Source organism: Butyrivibrio sp. NC2002 (assembly GCF_000702265.1).
GTDB lineage: Bacteria > Bacillota > Clostridia > Lachnospirales > Lachnospiraceae > Butyrivibrio.
On record NZ_JNKZ01000004.1, the window covers coordinates 403,064 to 427,265 of the forward strand.

The 24,202-nt window shown below is 43.2% G+C and carries 15 protein-coding genes and 1 riboswitch; of the genes, 6 read left to right on the top strand and 9 right to left on the bottom strand.

From position 1 onward, the window contains the following. Positions 1 to 221: 221 nt before the first annotated feature. The 3 genes from T543_RS14960 to T543_RS01960 form a co-directional block, all read right to left on the bottom strand. Positions 222 to 4,985, bottom strand: coding sequence for an endo-beta-N-acetylglucosaminidase (locus tag T543_RS14960; protein ID WP_197023911.1), 4,764 nt, complete (start codon positions 4,983 to 4,985; stop codon positions 222 to 224). Between the two features lie 344 nt (positions 4,986 to 5,329). Next, positions 5,330 to 6,526 carry a methionine adenosyltransferase gene (gene metK, locus T543_RS01945; RefSeq protein WP_035765146.1) on the bottom strand — a complete coding sequence of 399 codons (1,197 nt, stop codon included), beginning with the start codon at positions 6,524 to 6,526 and terminating at the stop codon, positions 5,330 to 5,332. Positions 6,527 to 6,782: 256 nt separating this feature from the next. Further along, positions 6,783 to 6,876, bottom strand: a riboswitch (SAM riboswitch). A gap of 756 nt (positions 6,877 to 7,632) precedes the next feature. Then, complete coding sequence (locus tag T543_RS01960; RefSeq protein ID WP_035765152.1) at positions 7,633 to 10,065, bottom strand: Tex family protein; 2,433 nt, start codon at positions 10,063 to 10,065, stop codon at positions 7,633 to 7,635. A 173-nt stretch (positions 10,066 to 10,238) separates the two neighbouring features. On the opposite strand from T543_RS01960, the gene T543_RS01965 reads away from it, so the two are divergent. The 6 genes from T543_RS01965 to arcC all read left to right on the top strand — a co-directional run bounded on the left by T543_RS01965 (position 10,239) and on the right by arcC (position 15,508). After that, positions 10,239 to 10,628 carry a hypothetical protein gene (locus T543_RS01965; RefSeq protein ID WP_035765155.1) on the top strand — a complete coding sequence of 130 codons (390 nt, stop codon included), beginning with the start codon at positions 10,239 to 10,241 and terminating at the stop codon, positions 10,626 to 10,628. A 74-nt stretch (positions 10,629 to 10,702) separates the two neighbouring features. After that, the gene (locus T543_RS01970) at positions 10,703 to 11,221 is read left to right on the top strand and encodes a hypothetical protein (RefSeq protein ID WP_035765159.1); all 519 of its coding nucleotides are present in this window, start codon (positions 10,703 to 10,705) and stop codon (positions 11,219 to 11,221) included. 19 nt (positions 11,222 to 11,240) lie between these two features. Further along, positions 11,241 to 11,996 carry a DUF975 family protein gene (locus T543_RS15550; protein WP_081829912.1) on the top strand — a complete coding sequence of 252 codons (756 nt, stop codon included), beginning with the start codon at positions 11,241 to 11,243 and terminating at the stop codon, positions 11,994 to 11,996. Continuing rightward, positions 11,983 to 13,839, top strand: a complete 1,857-nt coding sequence (locus T543_RS01980; protein ID WP_035765163.1) for a glycoside hydrolase family 2 protein — start codon at positions 11,983 to 11,985, stop codon at positions 13,837 to 13,839. The genes T543_RS15550 and T543_RS01980 overlap by 14 nt, the downstream gene beginning before the upstream one ends. An 11-nt stretch (positions 13,840 to 13,850) precedes the next feature. Then, positions 13,851 to 14,453 (top strand): DUF6553 family protein, encoded by a 603-nt coding sequence (locus T543_RS14965; RefSeq protein ID WP_051638464.1) that lies wholly within the window; start codon positions 13,851 to 13,853, stop codon positions 14,451 to 14,453. A gap of 119 nt (positions 14,454 to 14,572) precedes the next feature. Continuing rightward, positions 14,573 to 15,508 carry a carbamate kinase gene (gene arcC, locus T543_RS01990; protein WP_035765166.1) on the top strand — a complete coding sequence of 312 codons (936 nt, stop codon included), beginning with the start codon at positions 14,573 to 14,575 and terminating at the stop codon, positions 15,506 to 15,508. A gap of 203 nt (positions 15,509 to 15,711) precedes the next feature. Here the strand turns inward: arcC and clpX are convergent, their stop codons facing one another. The 6 genes from clpX to T543_RS02020 form a co-directional block, all read right to left on the bottom strand. Beyond that, positions 15,712 to 17,208, bottom strand: coding sequence for an ATP-dependent Clp protease ATP-binding subunit ClpX (gene clpX / locus T543_RS01995; protein ID WP_035765169.1), 1,497 nt, complete (start codon positions 17,206 to 17,208; stop codon positions 15,712 to 15,714). Positions 17,209 to 17,399: 191 nt separating this feature from the next. Continuing rightward, positions 17,400 to 19,289 (bottom strand): S1C family serine protease, encoded by a 1,890-nt coding sequence (locus T543_RS14970; RefSeq protein ID WP_051638465.1) that lies wholly within the window; start codon positions 19,287 to 19,289, stop codon positions 17,400 to 17,402. A gap of 172 nt (positions 19,290 to 19,461) precedes the next feature. Next, positions 19,462 to 19,740 (bottom strand): hypothetical protein, encoded by a 279-nt coding sequence (locus T543_RS02005; RefSeq protein WP_035765170.1) that lies wholly within the window; start codon positions 19,738 to 19,740, stop codon positions 19,462 to 19,464. Positions 19,741 to 19,865: 125 nt separating this feature from the next. Next, on the bottom strand, positions 19,866 to 20,882 hold the full coding sequence (galE, locus tag T543_RS02010; RefSeq protein ID WP_035765172.1) for a UDP-glucose 4-epimerase GalE: 1,017 nt from the start codon (positions 20,880 to 20,882) through the stop codon (positions 19,866 to 19,868). A 175-nt stretch (positions 20,883 to 21,057) separates the two neighbouring features. Then, the gene (locus T543_RS02015; protein WP_035765173.1) at positions 21,058 to 22,284 is read right to left on the bottom strand and encodes a UTP--glucose-1-phosphate uridylyltransferase; all 1,227 of its coding nucleotides are present in this window, start codon (positions 22,282 to 22,284) and stop codon (positions 21,058 to 21,060) included. A gap of 118 nt (positions 22,285 to 22,402) precedes the next feature. Continuing rightward, on the bottom strand, positions 22,403 to 23,374 hold the full coding sequence (locus T543_RS02020) for an NAD(P)-dependent oxidoreductase (protein WP_035765175.1): 972 nt from the start codon (positions 23,372 to 23,374) through the stop codon (positions 22,403 to 22,405). Between the last annotated feature and the right edge of the window lie 828 nt (positions 23,375 to 24,202).

The following is a 24,202-nucleotide window of genomic DNA, read 5'->3' on the forward strand; positions in this document are numbered from 1 at the left end:
TTTATATATTAATATTTTTAGTGAGGTATGTAAACAATGGCTGCTGCCTATGTTTTGAATTCCACTGACCGATTAGATTCATACATTTTTATATCACAGGAAAGATATTTTTTTATATAAAAAATCCCCCATAGGCAGATTTGGCCATTTACCTTATCTGCACATGAAGGATCATATCATTTTTTCGGATCCCACTTTATATAGTAGAAAAAATATTTAGCTTACTTGAAAACAACTTTTACTTTTTTGCCGGACTTCTTAGCAAGCTTATTTGCTGCCTTTATGATCTGCTTGCCGACTTTGGATTCCTCTTTAACATTCTTAACTACAATCTTGGTTGCCTTCTTGGAGTTTACGAATGCCTTGGCTTTTACCTTGGTAAGATTTGCGCCGTCGATGACGATCTTCTTTGCCTTAGAGCCGGAAGCTTTTGATCCGATCACAGTTACTGGCAGCTCTTTACCGCCTATCTTAACTGTTGCTGCAAATGTTGTCTTTTTCTTGTTGACTGCTTTAACAAGGGTTACGGATTTGCAGTCTTTTGAAGTCTTAACTGTTTCTCCGGAGTCACTTGTGTATGATTTGCCGCCTTCTACTGTAATCTCTGTCTCAGTTCCGCTTTCTGTGGTAGTTCCTGTCTTGGACTCGTTTTCTGTTTTATTGTCCTTTTCATTGTCTTTGGACTTTTCCTTAACAGTAACTGTTGCTGATGCCTTAAGCTGAGTATTGTCTGCATATACAACGCTTACTGTAAGTGTCTTTGCGCTTTCATCTGCAGCAACTGTAAGGACTCCATCATCGCTTATCCTGGTGCCTTTACTTGATGCTCCTTCAACGCTCCAGATAAATTTGCTCTCGTTTTGAGTAATTGTTCCGCTCGTAACTTCCTGCTCTACAGAAGCATAATTGATGTCACTGTTTACAGATACTGTTTCCGTAGATTCTTCATTTGATGAATCGGAAGAAAGACTTTCACCTGCTGCATTGCCATTTTCTGATGAACCATCACCCCCTTTGTCTTCTTCGGAAGCAGTATTATCAGAAGGTTCTGCATTATCAGGTGTTTCAGGAGTATCTTCTTTCTGCTCACTGTTTTCTGAAGGCTGACCTTGTGCATTATCCGGATTTTCACCTGAGTTATCACCCTGCTGAGCATCAGGATTTTCTTCGGGAGCTGCATCAGGATCTGCTTCCGGATCTTTGTTTTCTTCTCCATTTTGCGTTTCTTCAGGAGTAGCATCGGGATTCTGCTCGGGAGTTGTTTCAGGAGTTACTTCAGGATCTGTTTCATCTCCGTTCTTATCTGCTTCATCTGCATCATCTGTTTCTATCGGATCTGACCACGTATCAACGTAGCAACTTGTTGAGAATTCCTGTCCGCTCTCTTTGTCCTTAGCTTTGACATTGACACCATATGAACTCTCATTTTTGGAAATATGCAGTAATCCGTTTTCATCTATTTTTGTTTCTGAATCAAGAGTGCCTCCCCAAAGACCTGAGATAGTCCAGTCAAACTTAGTTCCTTCTACCGCTTCATTAGTTTTCTTATTTACAACTGCAAACTGAACTTTTTCACCTCGTCTATGATCATCCCAGCCCTGCGGTGTAATCTGGTAAAGATCCTCTACTTTAACTGTCTTTTCAAAGCGTGCTCCGCTCTCATCAACCGCAGTTACCTTAAGATTTGTATTCTGCTCTGCAGCATCTACTGTAAGAATGCCCTGTTCTGAAACCTGTGTGTTTGCTCCAAGGTCTTTCAAATCACCATAGTAATACGCTCTTTCTGCTGCAACGCTCCATGTAAACCCTGCCGCATCAAGTTTTTCACTGGTTAAGTTATTCTTTACATAGAACTGAGTCTGTTCTCCCTTATATACACTTTCGCTTTCTGCTTCAAGAGTGTACATGGGAACAATAGCTATCTCTACTTCGCCATATGTCTTTTTGTCTGTTGCAAGAGAAGCTCTTACTTTTATGCTCTGTGCAGTTTCTTTTTCACTTACTGTAAGAAGACCAGTCTCGTCAATCTTAGTATTTTCTTTGTCACTTGAACCTGAGACGCTCCAAACAACAGCATTTTCTTCTTCATTTTCAGAACCATTGCTTACTTTTGCAGTAAAGCTAATGCTTCCGCCTGCTGCCACCTGCTTTTCACTGCACTCTACTTTGATGGTCGTCCTGTTTCCTATTACTACTTCTTCAGACATATTTCCGGCATAGTCTTCAAGCACAACTGCAATCTTGTCCACATCATCGCCTATAGTCTGGAAAACAGACCAGTCATTGTTAAGTTCGCCGTGGCTCTTTTTGCCTCTTGTGTAGGTGCCTTCTTCGCCTCTTGTCTCATTTCCTTCATCGTCAACATCTATATACCAGTAATGAAGGACGTACCAGTCTCTTGAAGACGGGCCTGTAAAGCACTTTCTCTCGGGATCGACTTTTCCGTCATAAGGAGCGCTGTAGCTATCATCAAGTCTTCCCTGATAATTTGTAAATGAACTGCCATTTGATATAGTCAGCTTATATCTTGCGCCGTCAGCTTCTTTTCCTGATGCAACAGCTATGTCACAGCTTCCATCGCCGGAGCCTGTCCAGGTGCGAGGCTCTTCCTCACAACTTGTTGTAACGGTTACATCCCCATATCCGCCATCCCATGTAACATGGAGATTACCGTCAGTAGCTTCAACTGACACATTAGAGGGCGCATTTACAAAATCGTGAGAAGCTTTTGCACCGGCACTTTCTAAGCCGTCTTTTCCAACTGCGCAAACTTCGATAGTAACTTTTCCTGCTTCGATATCCTCTACAAGTTCCTTTGCTGAAAAAGCTATGCTGCCGCCTTTCTCAACTTCTGCCTGAGCGGGAGTAATCTCAATTCCTGTGACTGCAGCTCCGTTTTCAGAAGCCATGCCCTCAGTATCCTTAACGTAAAAGATGTCATCATAGGTTCCGCCAAGCCAGATTTTTTTGCCATCCTTATTAGCATAGATGTTATATTCCTGAACCTGATCGTAAGGAGCGATGTCCCATGTTACCACCATTTCTCCTGTGTCATAAGCTTCTTTTACACTTACTCCTGTGGGAGCATCGGGTGCAACGGCGCTTCCATTTGAAAGTCTCAGCTTACCGATGTTTATCTGGTAATCATCTGCTTCACCAGTAACTTTCAATCCGATACTTGCGATACTTCTTCCAGCATGATCTGAGAGGGAAATCTTAGCTGTATTCCAGTCGCCCTTTTCGTCACTTCCTTCTACAGGGATATCTACTGTTTCCTCCGGATTGTCCTTAAACACAAGCGAAAGCATAAGTTTTGCCGCATCCTCGGAGGATTTTTTGTAAGTGATCTCCATGTCAGATGATGCCTGAACCGAAAGGTCTGTCTTATAGAGCCTTACGTAGTTTTCGCTGTCAACTTTTCCGAAGAGGACAAGTGAGCTTCCGCCATCATAAGCGCCAACCTGATCATAGGAAAGTTCATGGGCTGACCCGTCTGTCTTTTTCCAGTTGGCTACGCCGTAGTCAAAATCTGCGCCTATCTCATTTCCGCTCTCTGAGGTGATCCACCACTGCCATGTAGGAAGATAGTCCTGCACGTTAATGTTTGACCACTCAGCACTGCTTGAAACAGTTCCGTTTTTCCTGTATTCAAGACCATGTCCGGTATTAAAATCTGTTTCAAAAACATCGCCATTTATTGCAGAGCGCTCAGCGATATAATTTGCTACGCCCTTGAAGCTGCCGTTTGATGCGTCGAGGTCAGATCTTCCTGCATCGGATACCGACTGTGTTACCGTAGGATCAAATGAAGGTCCTGTCCACCACATGCGCTCTCTGTCAAATGCTATCCACTGATATTCATCTTCTTCGCGCTGCATTGTGTTTTCATAAAAGCCTGTCTGCACGAAGTCTGTTCCAAGTGATGCAATTGACATGACCATATTTCCGCTTGAATCAAGGAACTTGTCATAATTGTTGTTCCATCTGTTTCCGCCGGCTTCGATTCCGCCAAAAACAGCTTTATACGGATCAAGTCCTACTTTTTTTGCATTGTCTGCGGCATCCTGACTCCAGTTATAGTCAAGGAAAACAGACTGTGCTCTCATCTGTGCATCTTCTGTGTTGCCCTCAGTTGCTGATGTAAGAAGAGGCGCGGTATTTGAAAGAGAAAATGAACCGTCCGCTGTATACCACTGTATGTAAAGTCCTTCATTTCTCATCTGAGCAAAGAACCTGCCAAGAAGCTCTCTTTGCTCATCGCTTATGCTTCTTCCTTCCATGTTGAAGAACCAGCCATCGAATCCAAAATATCTGCAGATTTCCACAAGCTTATCTGCGCAAGGGAAATTGCCGTCCTCATCCTGTACAAGAAGAGTGTCAAAATGCTGATATGCTCTTGGCTGGAAAATACATCCAATAGAAAGAACGCCGTTTTTATGCGCTGCATTGGTATATCCGGGATTTGGAAGATTCATCATTCCAAACTCAAAGCTTCTTTGCTGCCAGTCCGATGTTCCATTTCTCTCTCCATCAGAATTATAGAGTCTCTGCGGAACTTCCTCTGTCGGCATACCGTGCCATGATCCGTAATAATCTACATATTGCCAGAAATTGAAAAGATGCTGGCTGAATTCATTTGTATAAGGATAACTGTCAAAGAAAGCGTTGCCGTAATCACCTGTAAGTGTGAAATATTCAGGTGCTGTGCTCAGATTCGGATGTGCCTGCGTTGCAGCAAAAGCCTCATTCCTGTTCTGAAGCGGCACTCTTGCTCTTAAGAGTTCAGCATAAGGATCTGTCTTATAAGACCAGCTTAATAAGTCTTCTCCTCTGTAGCCATGCTGATATGGCTGGTTTACACCACGTGCACTCTTGCCCTGATAGGGAAGAGTATCTCCCGCGTATACTTTGATGGAATTATCAAACGCCATTCCCCCAATTACCATTGACGCTGACAAAACACCGGCGAGAGTTTTTGTTAACACTTTTTTACCCCTAAACCTTTTCATCATATACCCTCTTTCATAAAATTGTGTTGTTGTGACATATTTAACTTTATATTTACTGAAATATCCAGTCAATATGCATAAATATTTTCTATTTTGTGCACAATTTTATGTTAACATTTTTATATATAATGATGTTAAAAGTTAAATTCGTGTTAAATTTAGATGGTTTTAATTAATTCATCAAGAACAAAGAGTCGCATCCATAGCGGAGCGTTTTTTGTTGAATAGGTATTTCTGAGAAATTTCCTATTCAACAAAAATGCCTGCCACGGCATCAATTGCTATGGCAGGCTTTATTACAATATCTTTTTAAATTCAGGTTAAGCATTAACTGCTTTCTTAAGCTCCTCTACTTTATCTGTTTTCTCCCAAGGAAGGTTAAGATCATTGCGACCAAAGTGTCCATAAGCTGCTGTCTGCTTGTAGATAGGACGACGAAGGTCGAGCATCTTGATGATTCCTGCAGGGCGAAGATCAAATACCTTACGAACAGCCTCTGTAAGCTTCTCATCAGAAACCTTACCTGTGCCGAATGTATCAACAAGGATTGATGTGGGCTGTGCAACACCGATAGCATATGAAAGCTGGATTTCAGCCTTGTCAGCAAGACCTGCAGCTACAATATTCTTTGCAACGTAGCGGGCTGCATATGCACCTGAACGGTCAACCTTAGTGCAATCCTTACCTGAAAATGCGCCGCCGCCGTGACGAGCAGCTCCGCCATAAGTATCAACGATGATCTTACGACCTGTAAGACCTGCATCACCCTGAGGTCCGCCGATTACAAAACGGCCTGTGGGATTGATGTAAATCTTGGTATTTTCATCAACCATAGCTGCATCTACAACTGCATCAATAACATATTTTCTGATGTCTGTGTGGATTTGCTCCTGAGTAACCTTCTCATCATGCTGAGTTGAAACAACGATAGCTTCAAGTCTAACTGGCTTACCATTCTCATCATACTCAACAGAAACCTGGCTCTTACCATCAGCTCTAAGATAAGGAAGAGTTCCGTTCTTACGAACCTCTGTGAGCTTTCTTGTAAGCTTGTGTGCAAGAGATATAGCGTAAGGCATAAGCTCCTCTGTCTCATTTGTAGCATAACCGAACATCATACCCTGATCTCCGGCACCGATTGCCTCGATCTCCTCATCAGTCATCTTGTTCTCTCTAGCCTCAATAGCCTTGTCAACACCCATAGCGATGTCAGCTGACTGCTGATCAAGAGCTACCATAATTGCACATGTGTTACCATCAAAGCCCTTCTCTGAGCTGTCATAACCGATCTCACAGATAGTCTGTCTTGCAATCTTAGCATAATCAACAACAGCCTTGGTTGTGATCTCACCTGTGATAAGTGCAAAACCTGTGCAAGCAGCTGTCTCACAAGCAACACGGCTCATAGGATCCTGCTCAAGGCAAGCATCAAGGATAGCATCAGAGATGTTATCGCAAATTTTATCGGGGTGTCCCTCAGTAACTGACTCAGAAGTAAAAATAAACTTTTCTGCCATTTTAAAAATCCTTTCTGCGCTCTTAGCGCAATCAAAACTAAATTCAAGATTTGTTTGTAAATCTTGCGCACAACTGCGAAATTGCAGTGCAATCTTCCTCTCTGCAGTTCGTGCATACTACGTAGTGCTATCTATTCCTTTTGGAACAAATAGAAAAGTCCGCTTAGCGACGCCAAGCGGACCTGATATCAGATAATCAAATCCTCTTATTGCTCGCAGATCCTGCCGCTAATATAAAAGCAATGCGGCACTTGATCACTTACTCACTACGCTCAGGTTGGCACCTTCCGGATGTCCGGGGTTGCCGTGGCTTCACAGATCCTATGTATCTCCACCACTCTGAATAAGAGAAATGTCACAATATGGAATTGTCATATCTTTAAGATACACTACTATATAAATTTCATTCTTGCAAGATGTTTTAACAAAAATTTATAAATCTTCCAGTTTTTTCATTCCTCGGGCGCTTGCTTCAAAAGCAAAAAAGCAACAAGTACCCCCGTTTTCATGCCAACTTGGGGCTTTTTCATTCCACGGACGCACGTTCCAAAAGCGAAAAAGCAACAAGTACCCCTGTTTTCATGCCGACTTGGGGCTTTTTCATTCCACGGACGCCCGCTCCAAGAGCGAAAAAGCAACAAGTACCCCCGTTTTCATGCCGACTTGGGGCTTTTTCATTCCCCAGACGTATGCTCCAAAAGCGAAAATGCAACAAGTACCCCTGTTTTCATGCCGACTTGGGGCTTTTTCATTCCACGGACGCCCGCTCCAAGAGCGAAAAAGCAACAAGTACCCCCGTTTTCATGCCGACTTGGGGCTTTTTCATTCCTCAGACGTCTGCTTCAGAAGCGAAAATGCAACAAGTACCCCTGTTTTCATGCCGACTTGGGGCTTTTTCATTCCTCAGACGTCTGCTTCAGAAGCGAAAATGCAACAAGTACCCCTGTTTTCATGCCGACTTGGGGCTTTTTCATTCCACAGACGTCTGCTTCAAAAGCGAAAATGCAACAAGTACCCCTGTTCTCATGCCGACTTGGGGCTTTTTCATTCCCCGGGCGCCCCCTCCAAATACGCATGAAGAATTCTTACTGTCAGCGCATCTTCACTTATTTCTTTATCTTCATTGTGAGGCCGATCCTCTGCTTCTTCACATCTACTTCGAGGACCTGGACATCAACGATGTCTCCGACGCTTACAGCATCGAGGGGATGCTTGATGTAGCGGTCTGTGATCTGAGAGATGTGAACAAGGCCGTCCTGGTGGACACCTATGTCAACGAACGCACCGAAGTCTACGATGTTTCTGACCGTTCCCTTAAGAACCATTCCGGGCTTTAAGTCCTTCATGTCCATGACATCGCTTCTAAGAATAGGAGCGGGCATGCTCTCTCTGGGGTCACGGGAAGGCTTCTCAAGCTCTGAGAGGATGTCTGTAAGAGTTATCTCACCAACTCCAAGTTCCTCAGCGAGTTTCTTCTTGTCGCCTACCTTCTTAAGGAGGCTTCCGCCTGCAAGAGCTGAATTTATATCACCTGCTGCATTCTTACCACTGTTTGATGCGGAATTCTTGCCATTACCGAAATCTCCGCCTTTTCCTGAAGCTGACCCGGAAGATCCATTATCTGCACTAAGAGTTACTCCGCCAAGTGCTGCTGCAAGAGCTGCTCCCATAGCTGTGCCGGTATTTTTGACAACAAATGTTTTTTCCTTCTTAGGATTCTTTCCTTTGTTTCTATCAGCAGAGCCCTTAGTTTCTGCCTTCCTGGCATCAGCCTTAGCCTTGGCGCTCTTCTTCTGAGCTTCCCTTACATCATCCATGGTAAGACCGAGCTTATCCATAAGCTTCTCTGCTGCTTCGTAGGATTCAGGATGTACACTTGTATCATCAAGAGCATTCTTACCATCATGGATCCTTAAAAATCCTGCGCACTGCTCATAAGCCTTGGGCCCGAGCTTTGGAACCTTAAGAAGTTCATCTCTGCTCTGGAACTTGCCGTTTGCTTCTCTGTATTCAACGATGTTTTTAGCAATTACCTTGCTGATACCTGAAATATATGTAAGGAGCGGAGCTGATGCTGTATTAAGATCAACACCTACCTTGTTAACACAGTCTTCTACCACGCCTGAAAGGGCTTCACCAAGCTTCTTCTGATTCATGTCGTGCTGATACTGACCAACACCGATACTCTGGGGATCGATCTTAACAAGCTCTGCAAGAGGATCCTGAAGACGTCTTGCGATTGATGCTGCACTTCTTTGTCCCACGTCAAACTGAGGGAATTCCTCAGTAGCAAGCTTACTTGCAGAATATACTGAAGCTCCTGCCTCGTTAACAATTACATACTGAACGGGTTTATCAAGCTCCTTAATAAGCTCTACGATCACCTGCTCAGACTCTCTTGAAGCAGTACCGTTTCCTACTGAAATAAGGTCAACATCATATTTCTTGATAAGCTTTTTGAGTTCTGCCTTTGCTTCCTCAACCTTGTTCTGAGGAGCTGTGGGATAAATAACCTTGGTATCAAGGACTTTTCCTGTTGCATCAACGACAGCAAGCTTGCAGCCTGTTCTGAATGCAGGGTCCCATCCAAGTACGGTCTTTCCTGCGATAGGAGGCTGCATAAGAAGCTGCTCAAGGTTCTTGCCAAATACGCCTATAGCACTGTCTTCTGCCTTCTCAGTGAGTTCATTTCTAATGTCACGTTCGATTGCAGGTGCGATAAGTCTGTCATAAGCATCCTTGCACACATTCTGAAGAATGGGAGTAGTCTCCGCATTGTCCTTAGTAATGACTTTTGTCTCAAGGAATCTGATAATCTGCTCTTCGGGAGCTGTTACCTTAACAGTAAGGAATTTCTCAGCTTCGCCGCGGTTAAGAGCAAGTACTCTGTGTCCGAGGATCTTATTTACAGGCTCCTCGAAGTTGTAGTACATCTCATATACGCTCTCTGCCTTTTCATCCTTGGCAGTAGATGTTACAAATCCCTGGTTCCAGGTCTCCTCACGGATATATGTGCGGAAGTCGGCATTATCAGAGATTTCCTCAGCGATGATATCCATAGCGCCCTGGATTGCTTCCTGTATGTTCTTAACTTCCTTCTCTGCATTGACATAAGGAGCTGCTTCCTCAACAAGAGACTTTGTGGTCTCCTGCGCTCTTATGATATCTGCAAGTCCGTCAAGTCCCTTTTCCTTTGCGACCGAAGCTCTTGTTTTTCTCTTAGGTCTGTAAGGTCTGTATAAATCATCAACCGCTACCATCGTCTCGGCAGCGATAATCTTCTCTTTCAGTTCGTCTGTAAGCTTGCCCTGCTCCTCGATGCTGGCAAGGACCTGCTCCTTCTTTTCCTCAAGGCCTCTTAAATAGGTAAGGCGTTCGCCGAGGTTTCGAAGCTGTTCGTCATTAAGTGAACCGGTCACTTCCTTACGGTATCTGGAAATAAAGGGTATGGTGTTGCCTTCGTCAATAAGCTTGACTGCTGCCTCAACCTGCCATTTCTCAACCGCCAGTTCCTCTTTGATCTTCTGAATGATATCCATAGAAATGAAAACTCCCTTGATATTTTGAAAAATGATAGTCGCAGAAAAGTCTGCAACGTCTTAAGTATACCCTATATTTCACCAAAAATTAATACACTTTGTGCTCTGTTTGCGGTACACTTATATTGAAGTATTAGAATTTTTTGACAAAAGGAGGAACTTTTTAGCATCTTATGATAGAAAGTTATGAATATAACAAGACCCACAATCCTCTAAATCCAAACGTAGTAATGGCTACGGCAGCTTCAACAGTAGGTCTTATCTCAGTGGCGCTTCTGCTGACGGTATATTTATCGATAATACTCGGAGGAATCGCCGTTGTACTTGCACTTTTATCCAGAGGATCTGATAAGAAACTCCTTCCCCAGGCAAAAAGGGGAATCATCTTTGGAACTATCGGAATGGCGATCGGCTACTTTTTACTTGTTCAGGCATTTGTGACATTTTTCACTGATCCTGAAGCGAGGACCATAGTAAACAAGTATTCCGAAGCAATTAGCGGACAGAGCCTTGATGACTCATTAAAAGAGCTTAAGGACTCTTTTGGTATCACATTTGAATAGTTTTGCTTAGCAGAGTGGGGAACTGCATAAGTACTGTCTTTCGGGACAGATCATCCCGGAGAAAGGATGGGCTTATGAGTGGAATAAGTGGTATAGGTTTTAGTGGTTTTAATCCATTTCAATACGGAGCGGCTACGGCTCAGGGTGCTGGCGCGCAGAGCACAGACAGCGCAGGAAAAGTCACCCTTAATCCCGGCGAGTCCGTAGAAAAAAAGCCAGGAATGCGTTCATCACCGGCTGAATGTGAGACCTGCAAAAACAGGAAATATCAAGACGGCTCTGATGAGAACGTTTCATTTAAGTCGGCTCAGCACATATCTCCCGAGGCTGCACCTGCAAGAGTAAGGGGTCACGAGCAGGAGCACGTTGCAAATGCATATAAAAAGGCTGCACAGGAAGACGGCAAAGTCATTCAGGCATCCGTAAAAATACAAACCGCAGTATGTCCGGAATGTGGCAGGACATACGTAGCAGGCGGTCTTACTACGACACAAATAATGTATAAAAATGAAGATAATCCATATTCCAAGGCACAGAAAGGAAGGGACGCAGCAAGCGGACTTGTCGGTGCAAATGTTGATTTCGCCGTATAGATTATCTTGAAAGGAAAACATGAGACAACCCAAAAATTCAGCGCTTATCAAGGCTACTGCAAGAGAAAGACTTCTTGGACAATACGGTACCCTCATAGGCGCTACTATTTTGTACAAAGTCATTGAATTATTCGTAAATAACTTTATCTCGCTGGCTGTAATGCCGGAGAGCATCATCACCCTCATCATCTTTTTTGTGCTGGCATTTCTTGTTTCTCTCCTTCTTAGCATATTTGAATCGGGATTCGCATATCTTTACATGAACGTGATCTATGCACAGCCAGTTTCCGTAAATGATATCTTCCACGGATTCAGGCATCACCCGGACAAGGCGCTCCTTATAAAGCTTCCTTTTGCAATCTGCTCCATAGCAGTATCGGGGCTTTTAATGGGCATAAGATATCTGGAACTTCACAGAATGACACAAAGCCCGCTTTTTATCGGCATTATCGCAGCATTTACAGTAGTTGTTCTTATCTACTTTTTTATGTATCTTAACTTTTCACAGGCATATTACATCCTGCAGGATTTCCCGGACAAATCTCCCATCGAGATCCTGAAAATGAGCACAATGATCATGAAGGGCAATAAATTCAAATTCTTCCTTTTGATTCTCAGTTTTATTCCACTTTATCTGTTTGGAATAATCGCGCTGTTTGTACCGCTTCTATGGATAAGCGTGTATATGAGCGCTTCATTTGCAGCATTCTATCAGGACAGAGTAGCACTTTTCCATCAAAACAAAGAAAGAGCAAACACAAATGGACTTAATTGACGCAATAAAAGCTATAGACAAATCTCATGAGGACGATGTCCTGCACAGACTCACAACGGTTTGGGGCGATTCCCTGAAAAAAGAAAACGTTTTACAGGAATACCCCCGTCCGCAATTTGAGAGAAAAAGCTATGAAAACCTAAACGGAGTCTGGGACTACGCGATCACCAAAAACGACGTGATACCCGCAAAGTTCCAGGGCAAGATCCTTGTTCCTTTTTCTCCGGAGGCTATACTTTCGGGAGTTGAAAAGCAGCTAAAACCCGGACAATACCTGTATTACAAGCGCTCCATCTCTCCTTCTTTTGATGAAAATAAAGAGAGAGTCCTTCTTCATTTTGGAGCAGTTGATCAGAGCGCCGTGGTATTTGTAAACGATCACCACATAGGTTCTCACAACGGCGGATACCTGCCTTTTACCATGGATATCACTAATGCCTTAAAGAAAGGCGATTCCGAAAACACACTTATCGTGCGCGTTCAGGATGACAGTGACTCTTCTTTCCACAGCAGGGGCAAACAGACCCTTAAAAGAGGCGGCATGTACTACACCGCACAGAGTGGAATCTGGCAGACCGTCTGGTACGAGGTAGTTCCGAAGGCTCACATCACAGCCTACAGAATTTTCCCAAGCACTGACCTTAAGCACGTTGAAATAAGCATTTATTCAAATGCGGCGCTTCCGGTTTCACTCAAGGTTCTTGATATGGATGGCAAAAATGTCATCGCTGAAACAGAAGGTGAAACTTCAAAAGGCGGAGAGATGCGCTATTCTCCAAGCCTAGAGCAGAAGTATTCCTCGCAGTATGTTTACACCGCAAAGATACTTATTCCAAAGCCCAACCTCTGGACCCCGGAGTCTCCGTATCTGTATAACCTCGAGATATCCGCGGGTGATGACAAGGCTCATTCCTACTTTGCGATGCGCTCATTTACAAGGCAGCTTGATAAAAACGGAACTCCTCTTTTTTATCTGAACAACAGTCCGTACTTTTTAAACGGAATCCTCGACCAGGGCTACTGGCCGGACGGACTCTACACCGCGCCTAGCGATGAGGCATTTATTTTCGACATCAAAGAGATGAAAAGACTGGGCTTTAACATGCTCAGAAAACATATAAAAATTGAAGCTGAAAGATGGTATTACCACTGCGACAGACTGGGAATGATCGTATGGCAGGATATGGTAAGCGGCGGCTCATCCTACGCAAAGCCCGTTGTAAGCTACCTTCCCACTCTTTTCCCGAATGTATTTGGTCATATGCCTGACGGCCCGATCAACTACCGCATGTTTTCAAGGCATTCAGCGCAAGGAAGACGTGAGTGGACTCATGAACTGAAAGAAACTATCCAGCACCTCATAAACGTTCCGAGCATCTCGGTGTGGGTTCTGTTTAATGAAGGCTGGGGACAGTTCAACGCATCTGCAGCTACGATAATTGCCAGAAACTTCCACGATAACAGGCTTATCGACCAGGCAAGCGGATGGTTTGACGAAAACGGCGGCGACTTTAGAAGCGTCCACAACTACTTCAGAAAGCTCGAAGTAATAAAAGATAAAAAGAAACGTGCCTTCGTAATATCCGAGTTTGGCGGATTTACCTGCTACATAAAAGGGCACTCAAGCGTAGACAGGATCTACGGTTACAAGAAATATGACACTCCCAAAGAATTCGCAGCTGCCTACAGAGATCTCATGGATAAGACGATTGCCTCCCTCAAAAAGAAGGGACTTGCAGGCTGCGTCTACACTCAGCTTAGCGACGTCGAGGAAGAAGTAAACGGAATCCTCACATACGACAGACGCCACAACAAGCTCGAGATGGCGGGAGAGAATAAATAATCGGAGTTTTTATGCAGTTAAATAAAAATAAGTTATCGCCTGATGATGCGAATTTTGATCACCACAGCATAGATGACCTTGGAAAAAGAAGAGACTATCTTACAGAAAAACTAGGTGATGATCCCTATCCAGACACCAAAAGAGCGCTTGAAATCTTTGATCTTCGCTTTAAGAAAAACGGCGATAAATGGACAGACAATTTCATGCTCGCACTTATGATGCTTTTATCTGAGGATAGCGGATCCACTTTTTCACTTTTTAAAAATAGCGGAAAAAAGAGGGTCATTACATATCTAAATAGTCTCCTCTTATGTGACAAGAGTGGAAATAAGCTTGAGCCCGATGAAGAGTTAAAATCTGAGCTTTTGGATCTTGGCGCAAGGTATCTGTATTCATGCGCAGATTCTAAAACCTACGGCTCGACTTTGTTTGGGATGATCCCGATGAAGGATAAGCAGGTCGCCATGAAAATCTATCTGGATATTAAAAAGATATCTGTAGATGTTCCTTCAAAATACGGACTTTCAGATATCGCACTTCCCCTTAAAGAAGCGCTCGAAGCATCCTTTGCAAGCCTTATTGAAAACGGGGCAGATATATTAAATTTATCGTGATATAATGGAGATACATTTTTTCGGTGGCAAAAGATGCCGCCAAACCAGTGATAATTTGTTTTTTACACCAGGTAGTGTAAAGCTGGTTATGAAAACAGTAAACCTTGGAGGAACACAATATGGAGAACAAAAAGGCAGTAGTGTCTCTGGGTCATGAGGCACTTGGATATACCACTCTTGAGCAGATGGAAGCAGTTAAGCTTACCGCAAAAGCACTCGCAGATCTTGCAGAGGCAGGCTATCAGCTCAACATCACACACAGTAATGGTCCACAGGTCAGCATGATCCACAAGGCTATGACCGAGCTGCGCAGAATCTACATCGATTACACACCCGCTCCCATGAGCGTCTGCAGCGCAATGAGTCAGGGCTACGTTGGTTACGACCTTCAGAATTCACTTAAGAGTGAGCTCACAAGCCGCGGAATATCCACACCTGTGTGCACGATCTTAACTCAGGTTGTAGTTGATCCTTACGACGAAGCCTTCTATTCTCCGACCAAGGTCATCGGCAGATACATGTCCAAGGAAGATGCTGACAACGAGATAAAGAAGGGCAATTTCGTAAAGGAAGTTCCCGGAAAAGGCTATCTTCGTATCGTTGCAGCTCCAGCTCCGCTTGAAATTGTTGAGCTTGATACTATCAAAACTCTTTCAGATGCAGGCCAGATTGTAATCGCATGCGGCGGTGGCGGAATACCTGTAATCCAGCAAAAGCACGTATTAAAGGGTGCTTCCGCAGTTATCGAGAAGGACGCAATTGCAGGAAAACTTGCTTCTGACTTATGCGCAGACAAGCTTATCATCCTTACATCCGTTCCCTGCGTTTACACTAACTTTGAAAAAGAAGATCAGGCACCTATCGAGAAGATGGATGTTGCCACTTGTGAAAAGTACATCGAAGAAAATCAGTTTGGTGAGACAAATATGCTTCCCAAGATCGAGGCAGCAATCTCATTCCTTAAGACTAATCCTCAAGGCAGCGTTCTTATCACTTCTATCGCAAAGGTATCCGATGCGCTTAAAGGTAAGGCAGGTACACTTATTACTGCGTAATGTAAATTATTATGCGCAAGCTAAACTTAAACGCATAGTTGATATGAAAAATGATTTTAGGAAAGCATTTTCCTAATGATAAAAACCGGAAGCTTATGAATTTTGTCTAGCTTCCGGTTTTATATTGTCTATTTTATCCTTGAAGACTGCAAATGCAAAACCATCCATGCATCGAATCCATTTCAGAGATGTGCTTTTAATAATCACACCTCAGTAAAATCTTCCTTCATGGGAATTGCCTTTGGCACCTCTTCACTTCTTATCTCGATCATAGGGCCGCCCTTACCTCTTATGTAGTCTCCTGTGATAGTGACGTGACCTATATTCTCATCCTTTGGAATCTCATACATAATATCAAGCATGAATTCCTCTATGATAGCGCGCAGAGCTCTTGCTCCGGTGTCTTTTTCCATGGCTTTTTCTGCGATGGCATAGAGTGCGTCATCATCAAAATCAAGCTTAACTTCATCAAGCGCAAGAAGCTTCTGGTACTGTTTAAGAATAGCATTCTTGGGCTCTTTTAATATCTCAACAAGCATATCCTTGGAAAGCCCCTGAAGCGTGCAGATGATAGGAAGTCTTCCGAGGAATTCAGGGATCATTCCAAACTTCTTAAGGTCGTCCACAGTAACCTTGGTGATAAGATCAGGATCCTTGTCCCACTTATCCTTAAGGTCAGCATCAAAACCTATGGAAGTCTGCTTGTTCAGTCTCTGCTTTATGATCTCCTCCATATCCGGGAAAGCACCACCGCAGATAAAGAGAATATTTCTTGTATTTACTGTCGTAAGCGGAACCATTGCGTTTTTGCTGCTTGCGCCGACAGGAACTTCAACATCAGCTCCCTCAAGGAGTTTGAGCATACCCTGCTGAACAGATTCGCCGCTTACATCCCTTGACGTGGTGTTCTTCTTTTTTGCGATCTTATCTATCTCGTCTATGAAGATAATTCCCTGCTCAGCTTTTTCAATGTCATTATCTGCTGCCGCAAGAAGCTTACTAACTACGCTCTCGATATCATCGCCTATATATCCGGCCTCAGTTAGAGATGTCGCATCCGTTATGGCAAGCGGCACATCAAGGAGCCTTGCAAGTGTCTTTACCAGATAGGTCTTACCACTACCTGTAGGTCCTATCATTAGAATGTTGGATTTCTCAATCTCTATGTCATCCATAGTGCCTGTCGCAACTCTCTTATAGTGGTTGTAGACAGCAACGGATATTATCTTCTTGGCCTTTTCCTGACCTACAACATAATCATCCAGCTTAGCCTTGATCTTGTGAGGTGCGGGAATGTTATGGATATCAAATTCGGGCTTTACCTTCTCCTCTTTTTCCTTCTTCTTTTTGATCTTCTGAGAGTTGGGGATTCCGCCCGTGTTCTGCATATCTCCGAAATCCATAAATCCAAATCCCGGCATGTTGGTATGCTTGTTAAGCTCGTTCATCAGAGTCGGGTTATTAAGTAGATTTTGATAATCATACTGACTTACAGTATCCATCGTCTTGTGCATACAGTCATCGCACACGCATATCCCGTTAGGAAGGTGGAACATCTTGCCAGCCTTGCTCTCAGGTCTTCTGCACATAAAGCAGACATCTTCGTACTCAGGCTTTTTTTCATCCTTGTTATCATTATTATCTTCGTTATTTATATCCTTGTTTTCAAGTTCATCATTATTCTCGTAATTATCGCTCATATTCTTCTCCAAATGTTTAGATTACTCGTACACAATTTATTATATGCATGCCCTACTCTATCATCAAGTTAAGAAAAAATAAATTAGCGCTGCATATTTTCCGGATCTGACTATATAAAAAATTAAACGAAAAAGGGAGCCGGCGCTCATATGTATGAAAACGTCTGCTCCCTAAAATCTACTGTTTTATATTAGTTGCCAAATCCAAAGGGGAATCCGAATCCGTTGTCATCGCTGAAAGGATCATAGAATCCCTGCTGCTGATCCTGGCCTTCTTCCTGCTTTGCATCTTCGTTGGGCTCACCTTCGTAAGTATCTGAGCTGTTCTCCTCAGCTGACTGAACTGTCTGCTTGCTGCCAAGAGTTACCTCAACGTCATGCTCCTGATAGCCGTTATCTGACTGTCTCATAACTGTGATGGTTACTGTCTCGCCTACTGTGTAATATGCAAGTCTGTTCTGAAGATCGTCTTTTGATGAGATCTCGTTGCCATCAAACTTGGTAATGATATCGCCTTCCTGGATACCTGCTGCCTGTGCACCGCCGTCAGCGGAAACACCTGCTACATATACGCCAAGAGGAAGTCCGTACATCTCTGAAACTTCTGAAGTTACGCTTACGATTGATACTCCAAGATAACCTCTTTCCTCATCAGATACCTTTGAACGAGTCTTTTCAGTCATCAGTTTTTCGATGATAGGCTTAGCTGTTGAGATCGGGATTGCATAACCCATACCTTCGATTGCTTCGCCGCCAATCTTGTTAGAGTTGATACCGATTACTTCGCCGCTTATGTTAAGAAGTGCACCACCTGAGTTACCGGGGTTGATAGCTGCACTTGTCTGGATGAATGTGCCCTGTTTTGAATCGCTTAAATCAATAACACGATTTACTGCGCTTATTACACCTGTTGTTACTGACTGACCATAGCCAAGAGCGTTACCTATTGCAATTGCGGGCTCGCCGAGTACCAGTGAATCTGAATCACCAAGTGTTGCTACTGCGATAGCGCCCTTAGTGTCGTCTGTGAGTGCTGTAAGCTGAACTGCGATAACTGCAAGGTCCATGTTTGAATCTGTACCCTTAACTTCTGCTGATGCTGTTGATTCATCAACGAAAGTAACTTCAAGGGAATCAGCACCTTCTATTACGTGGTAGTTAGTTGCAATCAAAAGCTCTGTATCATTTGTGCCTACAATAAAGCCTGAACCTGATGCTGTCTGCTCCTGAGAGTAGTTCTGTCCAAAGTAGTTATAGGACTCTGTAAAGTTGTTATTTATAGAAACCATTGCGGGCATTGCTGCTGCAACGACTTCTGTAACATCTGTAACTACTGTATGATCTTTTTCCATTGTCTCAGTCTTAGCTATTCCATCTGAGCTGTTTGATCCTACAGCCTCTTCAGAAGTGTTATCTTCTGCTGAAGTGCTGTCCTCTGCTGAAGCTACATCTTCATTCTGAGTTGTTTCCTCTGTCTGTTTGTCATCATTGGAAGCTATAAGCTTTCCTGCTCTTGTGATCCTTGAGTAGCTGTAGTACACACCACCTGCAAGGAGTGCTACTACTGCAACTGCTGCAACCGCGATTGCGATCACTTTGCCGGCGCCGCCTTTCTTTGGACCATTTCCGCCGTTGCCCTGAGGCATTCCACTATATGAACCATACTGGTATGAACCATAAGTTGTGCCATTTGGATTAGAGTAATTACCTGTATTTGAATTGTTGTAGTTATTTGCGTTATAGCTTGTGTAATTACCCTGGTTGTATGTCTGTGAATAATTTCCCTGAGATGAGCCTGTCTGACTATAGCTACCTGTTGTTCCGGTATGAGTTGTTCCTGCTCCCTGATAGCTTCCTGTTGCACCGTTATAGCTGCCTGTCTGATTATAGCTGCTATTTTGTGCTGAGTAACTGCCGGTTGTCTGGGAGCTGTTTCCCGTGTAGGAAGTCTGACCTGTATAGCCGGTATTCTGAACCGATGAATATGTACTTCCGGTTCCTGTGTATCCGGCATTTGTGTTACTGCTCTGACTTGTCTGATCGTCTGTGTGCTTTACAGCATCGTTTTCATTTTCATACATGAAGCATCCCTCTCTTCTATAATAAAATAATGATTTTAAAAATTTTGATTTTGAGACATAAAGTTTTTTGCAATTAACTTTCTTATCAACTTATGTTACACAGTATAAAATCAGTTTGTGACTAAATTGTGATAAAAGTATCAAAAAAATATTTCTCTAACCTAAAACGAAATTAAAAATAAAAATCGTCCTCTTCTATCACTTGGATTTCCATATAGTCAAAGGGAATCTCTTCTATGAATGCATCTTTTGTGAATCTGCATTTGTTATGCACCTGAAAATCATGAACCGTGGATTTAAGCCAGATTGGCTTTTGAAGATCCAGCTCGTAACAAGCTTTTTCGATCGCATTCATTACCTTGTGCGTCCTGGTATCCTGAGTGTCATCCTCGATCACCAGGTCGTTTTGCAGATGATTATCTTTTACAAGTCTTATCCAAAGTCTGAACATAAACTATCTCCGTTTTGCTTAAGGGAATTGTGTTTTCTATAAAAATATGTCCCGGAAAATTTTTACACTTAAAAGTATTTTATACCGGAAAAAAATGGCGGCCCATCGGACCGCCAAAATATATATCAGTCATCATAACCGTTGGGGTTATTGCTCTGCCATCTCCAGGAATCTTCGCACATTTCCCTGATTCCGTACTGAGCTTTCCAGCCAAGTTCTTTCTCAGCCTTAGCTGCACTTGAATAGCAGGTAGCGATATCGCCGGGGCGTCTTGCCTGTATTTCATAAGGAATCTTTACGCCGTTTGCTTCTTCGAAGTTCTTAACGATATCAAGAACGCTGTAACCAACGCCTGTTCCAAGGTTGTAAATTGAAAGACCGCTTCCGGGCTCGAGCTTCTTAAGAGCCTTAACATGACCAATTGCAAGGTCAACAACGTGGATATAATCGCGCACGCCTGTTCCATCAGGTGTATCGTAGTCGTTACCGAATACGTTGAGCTTGGGAAGACGACCAACTGCAACTTGTGTTATGTAAGGCATAAGGTTGTTCGGAATTCCGTTAGGGTTCTCACCTATTGTTCCGCTCTTGTGAGCACCTATAGGATTGAAGTATCTAAGAAGAACTACGTTCCATTCAGGATCAGCATGCTGCATGTCTGAAAGAACCTGCTCAAGCATTGACTTTGTCCATCCGTAAGGATTGGTACACTGTCCCTTAGGGCACTCCTCTGTGATCGGGATGATAGCGGGATCACCGTAAACTGTAGCAGATGAAGAGAAGATGATGTTCTTGCATCCATGCTTTCTCATTACATCAACGAGTATGAGTGTACCGCCGATATTGTTTTCATAATATTCCCAAGGCTTCTGAACTGATTCGCCAACAGCCTTAAGACCTGCAAAGTGAATTACCGAATCAATCTTTTCCTTAGAAAAAATCTCCTCAAGTCCTTCTCTGTCACGAATATCTGTCTTATAAAAAGGAACCTTTTTACCTGTTATTGCTTCAACGCGAGCAAGAACCTTCTCGCTGGCATTTGCAAGGTTATCCATAACTACTACATCGTAGCCTGCGTTCTGAAGTTCAACTACTGTATGGCTACCAATGTATCCTGCACCACCTGTAACTAAAATTGCCATTTTGCACCTCCGATAGCTTTTTGATTGTATTACCGGAAAACACGCTATGTGCTTCCTGTTTAATAATGCATTGATTCCATCTTAGTTCTAAAAACGAAGATTTTCAATAAAAAAAGCTTCTTTTTGATAATCCGACAGCAATATTTGCAAGTCGCATCCCAAAATGAACAGTCTATCAGAGCTCAATTCCGTTCTTTTTGCAGAGCTCTCTTGCAGATTCAACTGAATCAACGCCTGTCTTATTTTTGATGGGAGCAAACTCATGCTCTCTTACAACCTCAAAAGGAAGGCAGCTGTCGAGCTCATGGATCATATCAAGAACAAGCTGTTCAAACTTGCATCCGTTAGGTTTTTCAGGCTTAACGGGCTCTCCGTTTTCATCGATATAAGGAATCTTCTTTTCAACGACATGGAGCGGAAGCTCTTTTCTTGCAATTCTCTCAAGTGCAGGCTCGTTGAAGAGGTAGTTTAAGATTACACCGTAGTTGTATGCGGGATCTCCTGCCTCGTCCTTCGCATCCATCATCTCCTGTGAAAGCTCGTAGTACTCGACAATTGAAGGCTTGCCATCTTCAAGGCACATAACACCAACTGATTCGTTTGGAGCATTCTTTTTAACAACCTTGGATCCAACCTCAGCGCCTGCAAGGATAGTAGCGCCAACAAAGCAAGGATCGCAGATTCTCTGAAGCACGTTATCTACTGCAAAGATGTTGATCCACTCGATTCCCTCAGCATGAAGAGTCTCATCAAGACCTGCCTTGAGCATAGAAGAAAACCAACCTGCATTTCCGTTGGGAGATGTGGACATTCTGCCCTTTTCTTCCATGTAAACCTTTCCGTCGTAATCTGATGCGGGAGCCATGTCCTGCTTGAAAAATGTTACCTTGTCTGCCTTGTAGCCAAAGAAGTTCTTCTCTGTAAGGAACTCAACTGTCTTTTCATGATTCTTCTCGCTTGTCATAATGAAAAGATGGATCCATGTATCTGTTGCCTTGACCACATCAAGAAGGTTCTCGATAATTCTCTGGAAAATGAATACGTCCTTTGTAAGACCTATGTTATACATTCCCTTGGGATCGTCTGAGCCAAGTCTTGTTCCCATTCCGCCTGCAAGAAGACATGCTGCTACCTTGCCTGCTTTAATAGCTTCAACACCTGCTTTGGTGAATTCGTCTCTTCTTTTTTCAATCTCGCTAAGCTGAGTAGCAGCAAGAGGTGCGAACTTTCCTCTCTCTGAACCTTTTCCGAGATTCTTTGCATTTTTAAGGATCTCAAAATCAGTCTCTTCGATCTGAGTAAGAAGTGCCTGCTTCTGTGCATCATCAAGTTCATCATAGTATTTAAGGACATGCATCTGTCCATTCTTTTCAAGTTTTTCTTTTGCCTGTTCTAAGTTCATTTCTATCTCCCTTTTCCTATAACTTTTCCTAAAAAATGAAAAAAACGTCTTTATAATAATAGTCGATTAGGAGAAATATTTCCACCTTGGCATGAAACCTACTGCTTCTTTGAAAATTTTAATTTACTATATTTCTGTCTTCGCCCCTTTTATAAGCCTCGATATTTTTTGCAACTTCGTTCACACACCTTGTTCTTGCTTCGACACTCGCCCATGCCATGTGGGGTGTGATGTATAGTCTCTTGCTATCCTGAATTTTAAGAAGAGGGCTGTCTTTTTTCATGGGCTCTACCGATAGAACGTCAAGCCCAGCTCCCATTATTTCTTCATTTAGAAGTGCTTCATAGAGATCATCCTCATTTACGACAGGGCCTCGCGCAACATTTATCAGGTAGGCAGTACTCTTCATTTTCATGAGAGCCACCTTGTCTATGAGATTCCTTGTCTTGTCGGTAAGTGGGCAGTGGAGTGACAATACATCGCTTCTTTCAAGGAGTTCGTCGAATGATACCATCTCGTATTCACCATCGTACTCCGTATAGGTTTTCCTTCCTGAAGCGGGATAGAAGATTACATGTGCGCCAAACGTTGTGGCTATGCTGGCTACGCTCCTTCCGATGTTGCCCATTCCGATTATTCCCCAGGTCATATTTTCAAGTTCATGAAACGGAATATCTATCTTGCTAAAATGCGTCTGAGCCGCATATTCTCCGCTTTTTACAAATTCATCATAGTCTTTTAAGCTCTCCATGAGATAAAAGAGCATCGCGAACGTATGCTGCGTAACTGAGGCGGTCGAATAGCCTGCAACATTTGCTACTTTTATTCCGCGCTCAGCGCATGCCTTGATATCCACGTTGTCAAAACCTGTTGCAAACTCGCAGATAAGCTTAAGATCCGGAGCCTGTTCTATAATGTCTGTCGTGATCTTGGACTTATTGATGCAAAGAACTTCTGCACCTGCAAGACGCTCTGCCGCATTCTCTGCTGTTACCTTATCTTTGTAATATGTAACATCTCCAGTTTTTGTCAGGGAGCTGTAATCTATATCATTACCCACACTGTCTATTTCTGCCGCTACTATTTTCATGGTTTGCTTATCCTTTCCTTGCCGTTTCTATCTTGCCGTTCCTTCCTTGGGGTTCCTTCCTAGTACATCATTTCTTAAATACCTAGATCGTTTTTTGCTTGTGCGCAATCTTTTGCTATGCCACCCATTTTATCATGTTCGCGAATTTTTTGAATGTATTTAGTTCATAGTTTTTGTTTTTCTTAGGAAAAAAGTTAATCTGTGATTTCTTGCGGGCAAAAGCCCCAAGTATATAGAAAAACAGTAAGACTTGTTGTCTTTACACTTTCTGCTCCTGCGTTGCGGAGCGGTAAAAGCCACAAGTTGCCTTGAAATCACGGGGACTTGGGGCTTTTGAGGAATTCGAAGATGCGGTGACTGAACGAATTCTTCTTGTGACATGGACGAAAAGCCACAAGTATATAGGAAATCAGCAAGACTTGTTGCTTTTGCTCTTTCGGCTCTTACGTCGCGGAGCGGAAAAAGCAACAAGTCGCCTTGAAATCATGGGTACTTGGGGCTTTTGAGGAATTCGAAGATGCGATGACTGAACGAATTCCTCTTGTGGCAAGGGCAAAAAGCCACAAGTATATAGGAAAACGGACATACTTGTTGCTTTTGTTCTTTCTGCCACATCGTCACGGAGCGGAAAAAGCAACAAGTTGCCTCGAAATCACCGGGACTTGGGGCTTTTGAGGAATTCGGAGATGCGGTGACTGAACGAATTCTTCTTCTGACAAGGGCGAAAAGCCACAAGTATATGGAAAAATAGGGATACTTGTTGCTTTTGCTCTTTCGGCTCTTACGTCTCGGAGCGGAAAAAGCAACAAGTTGCCACGAAATCACGGG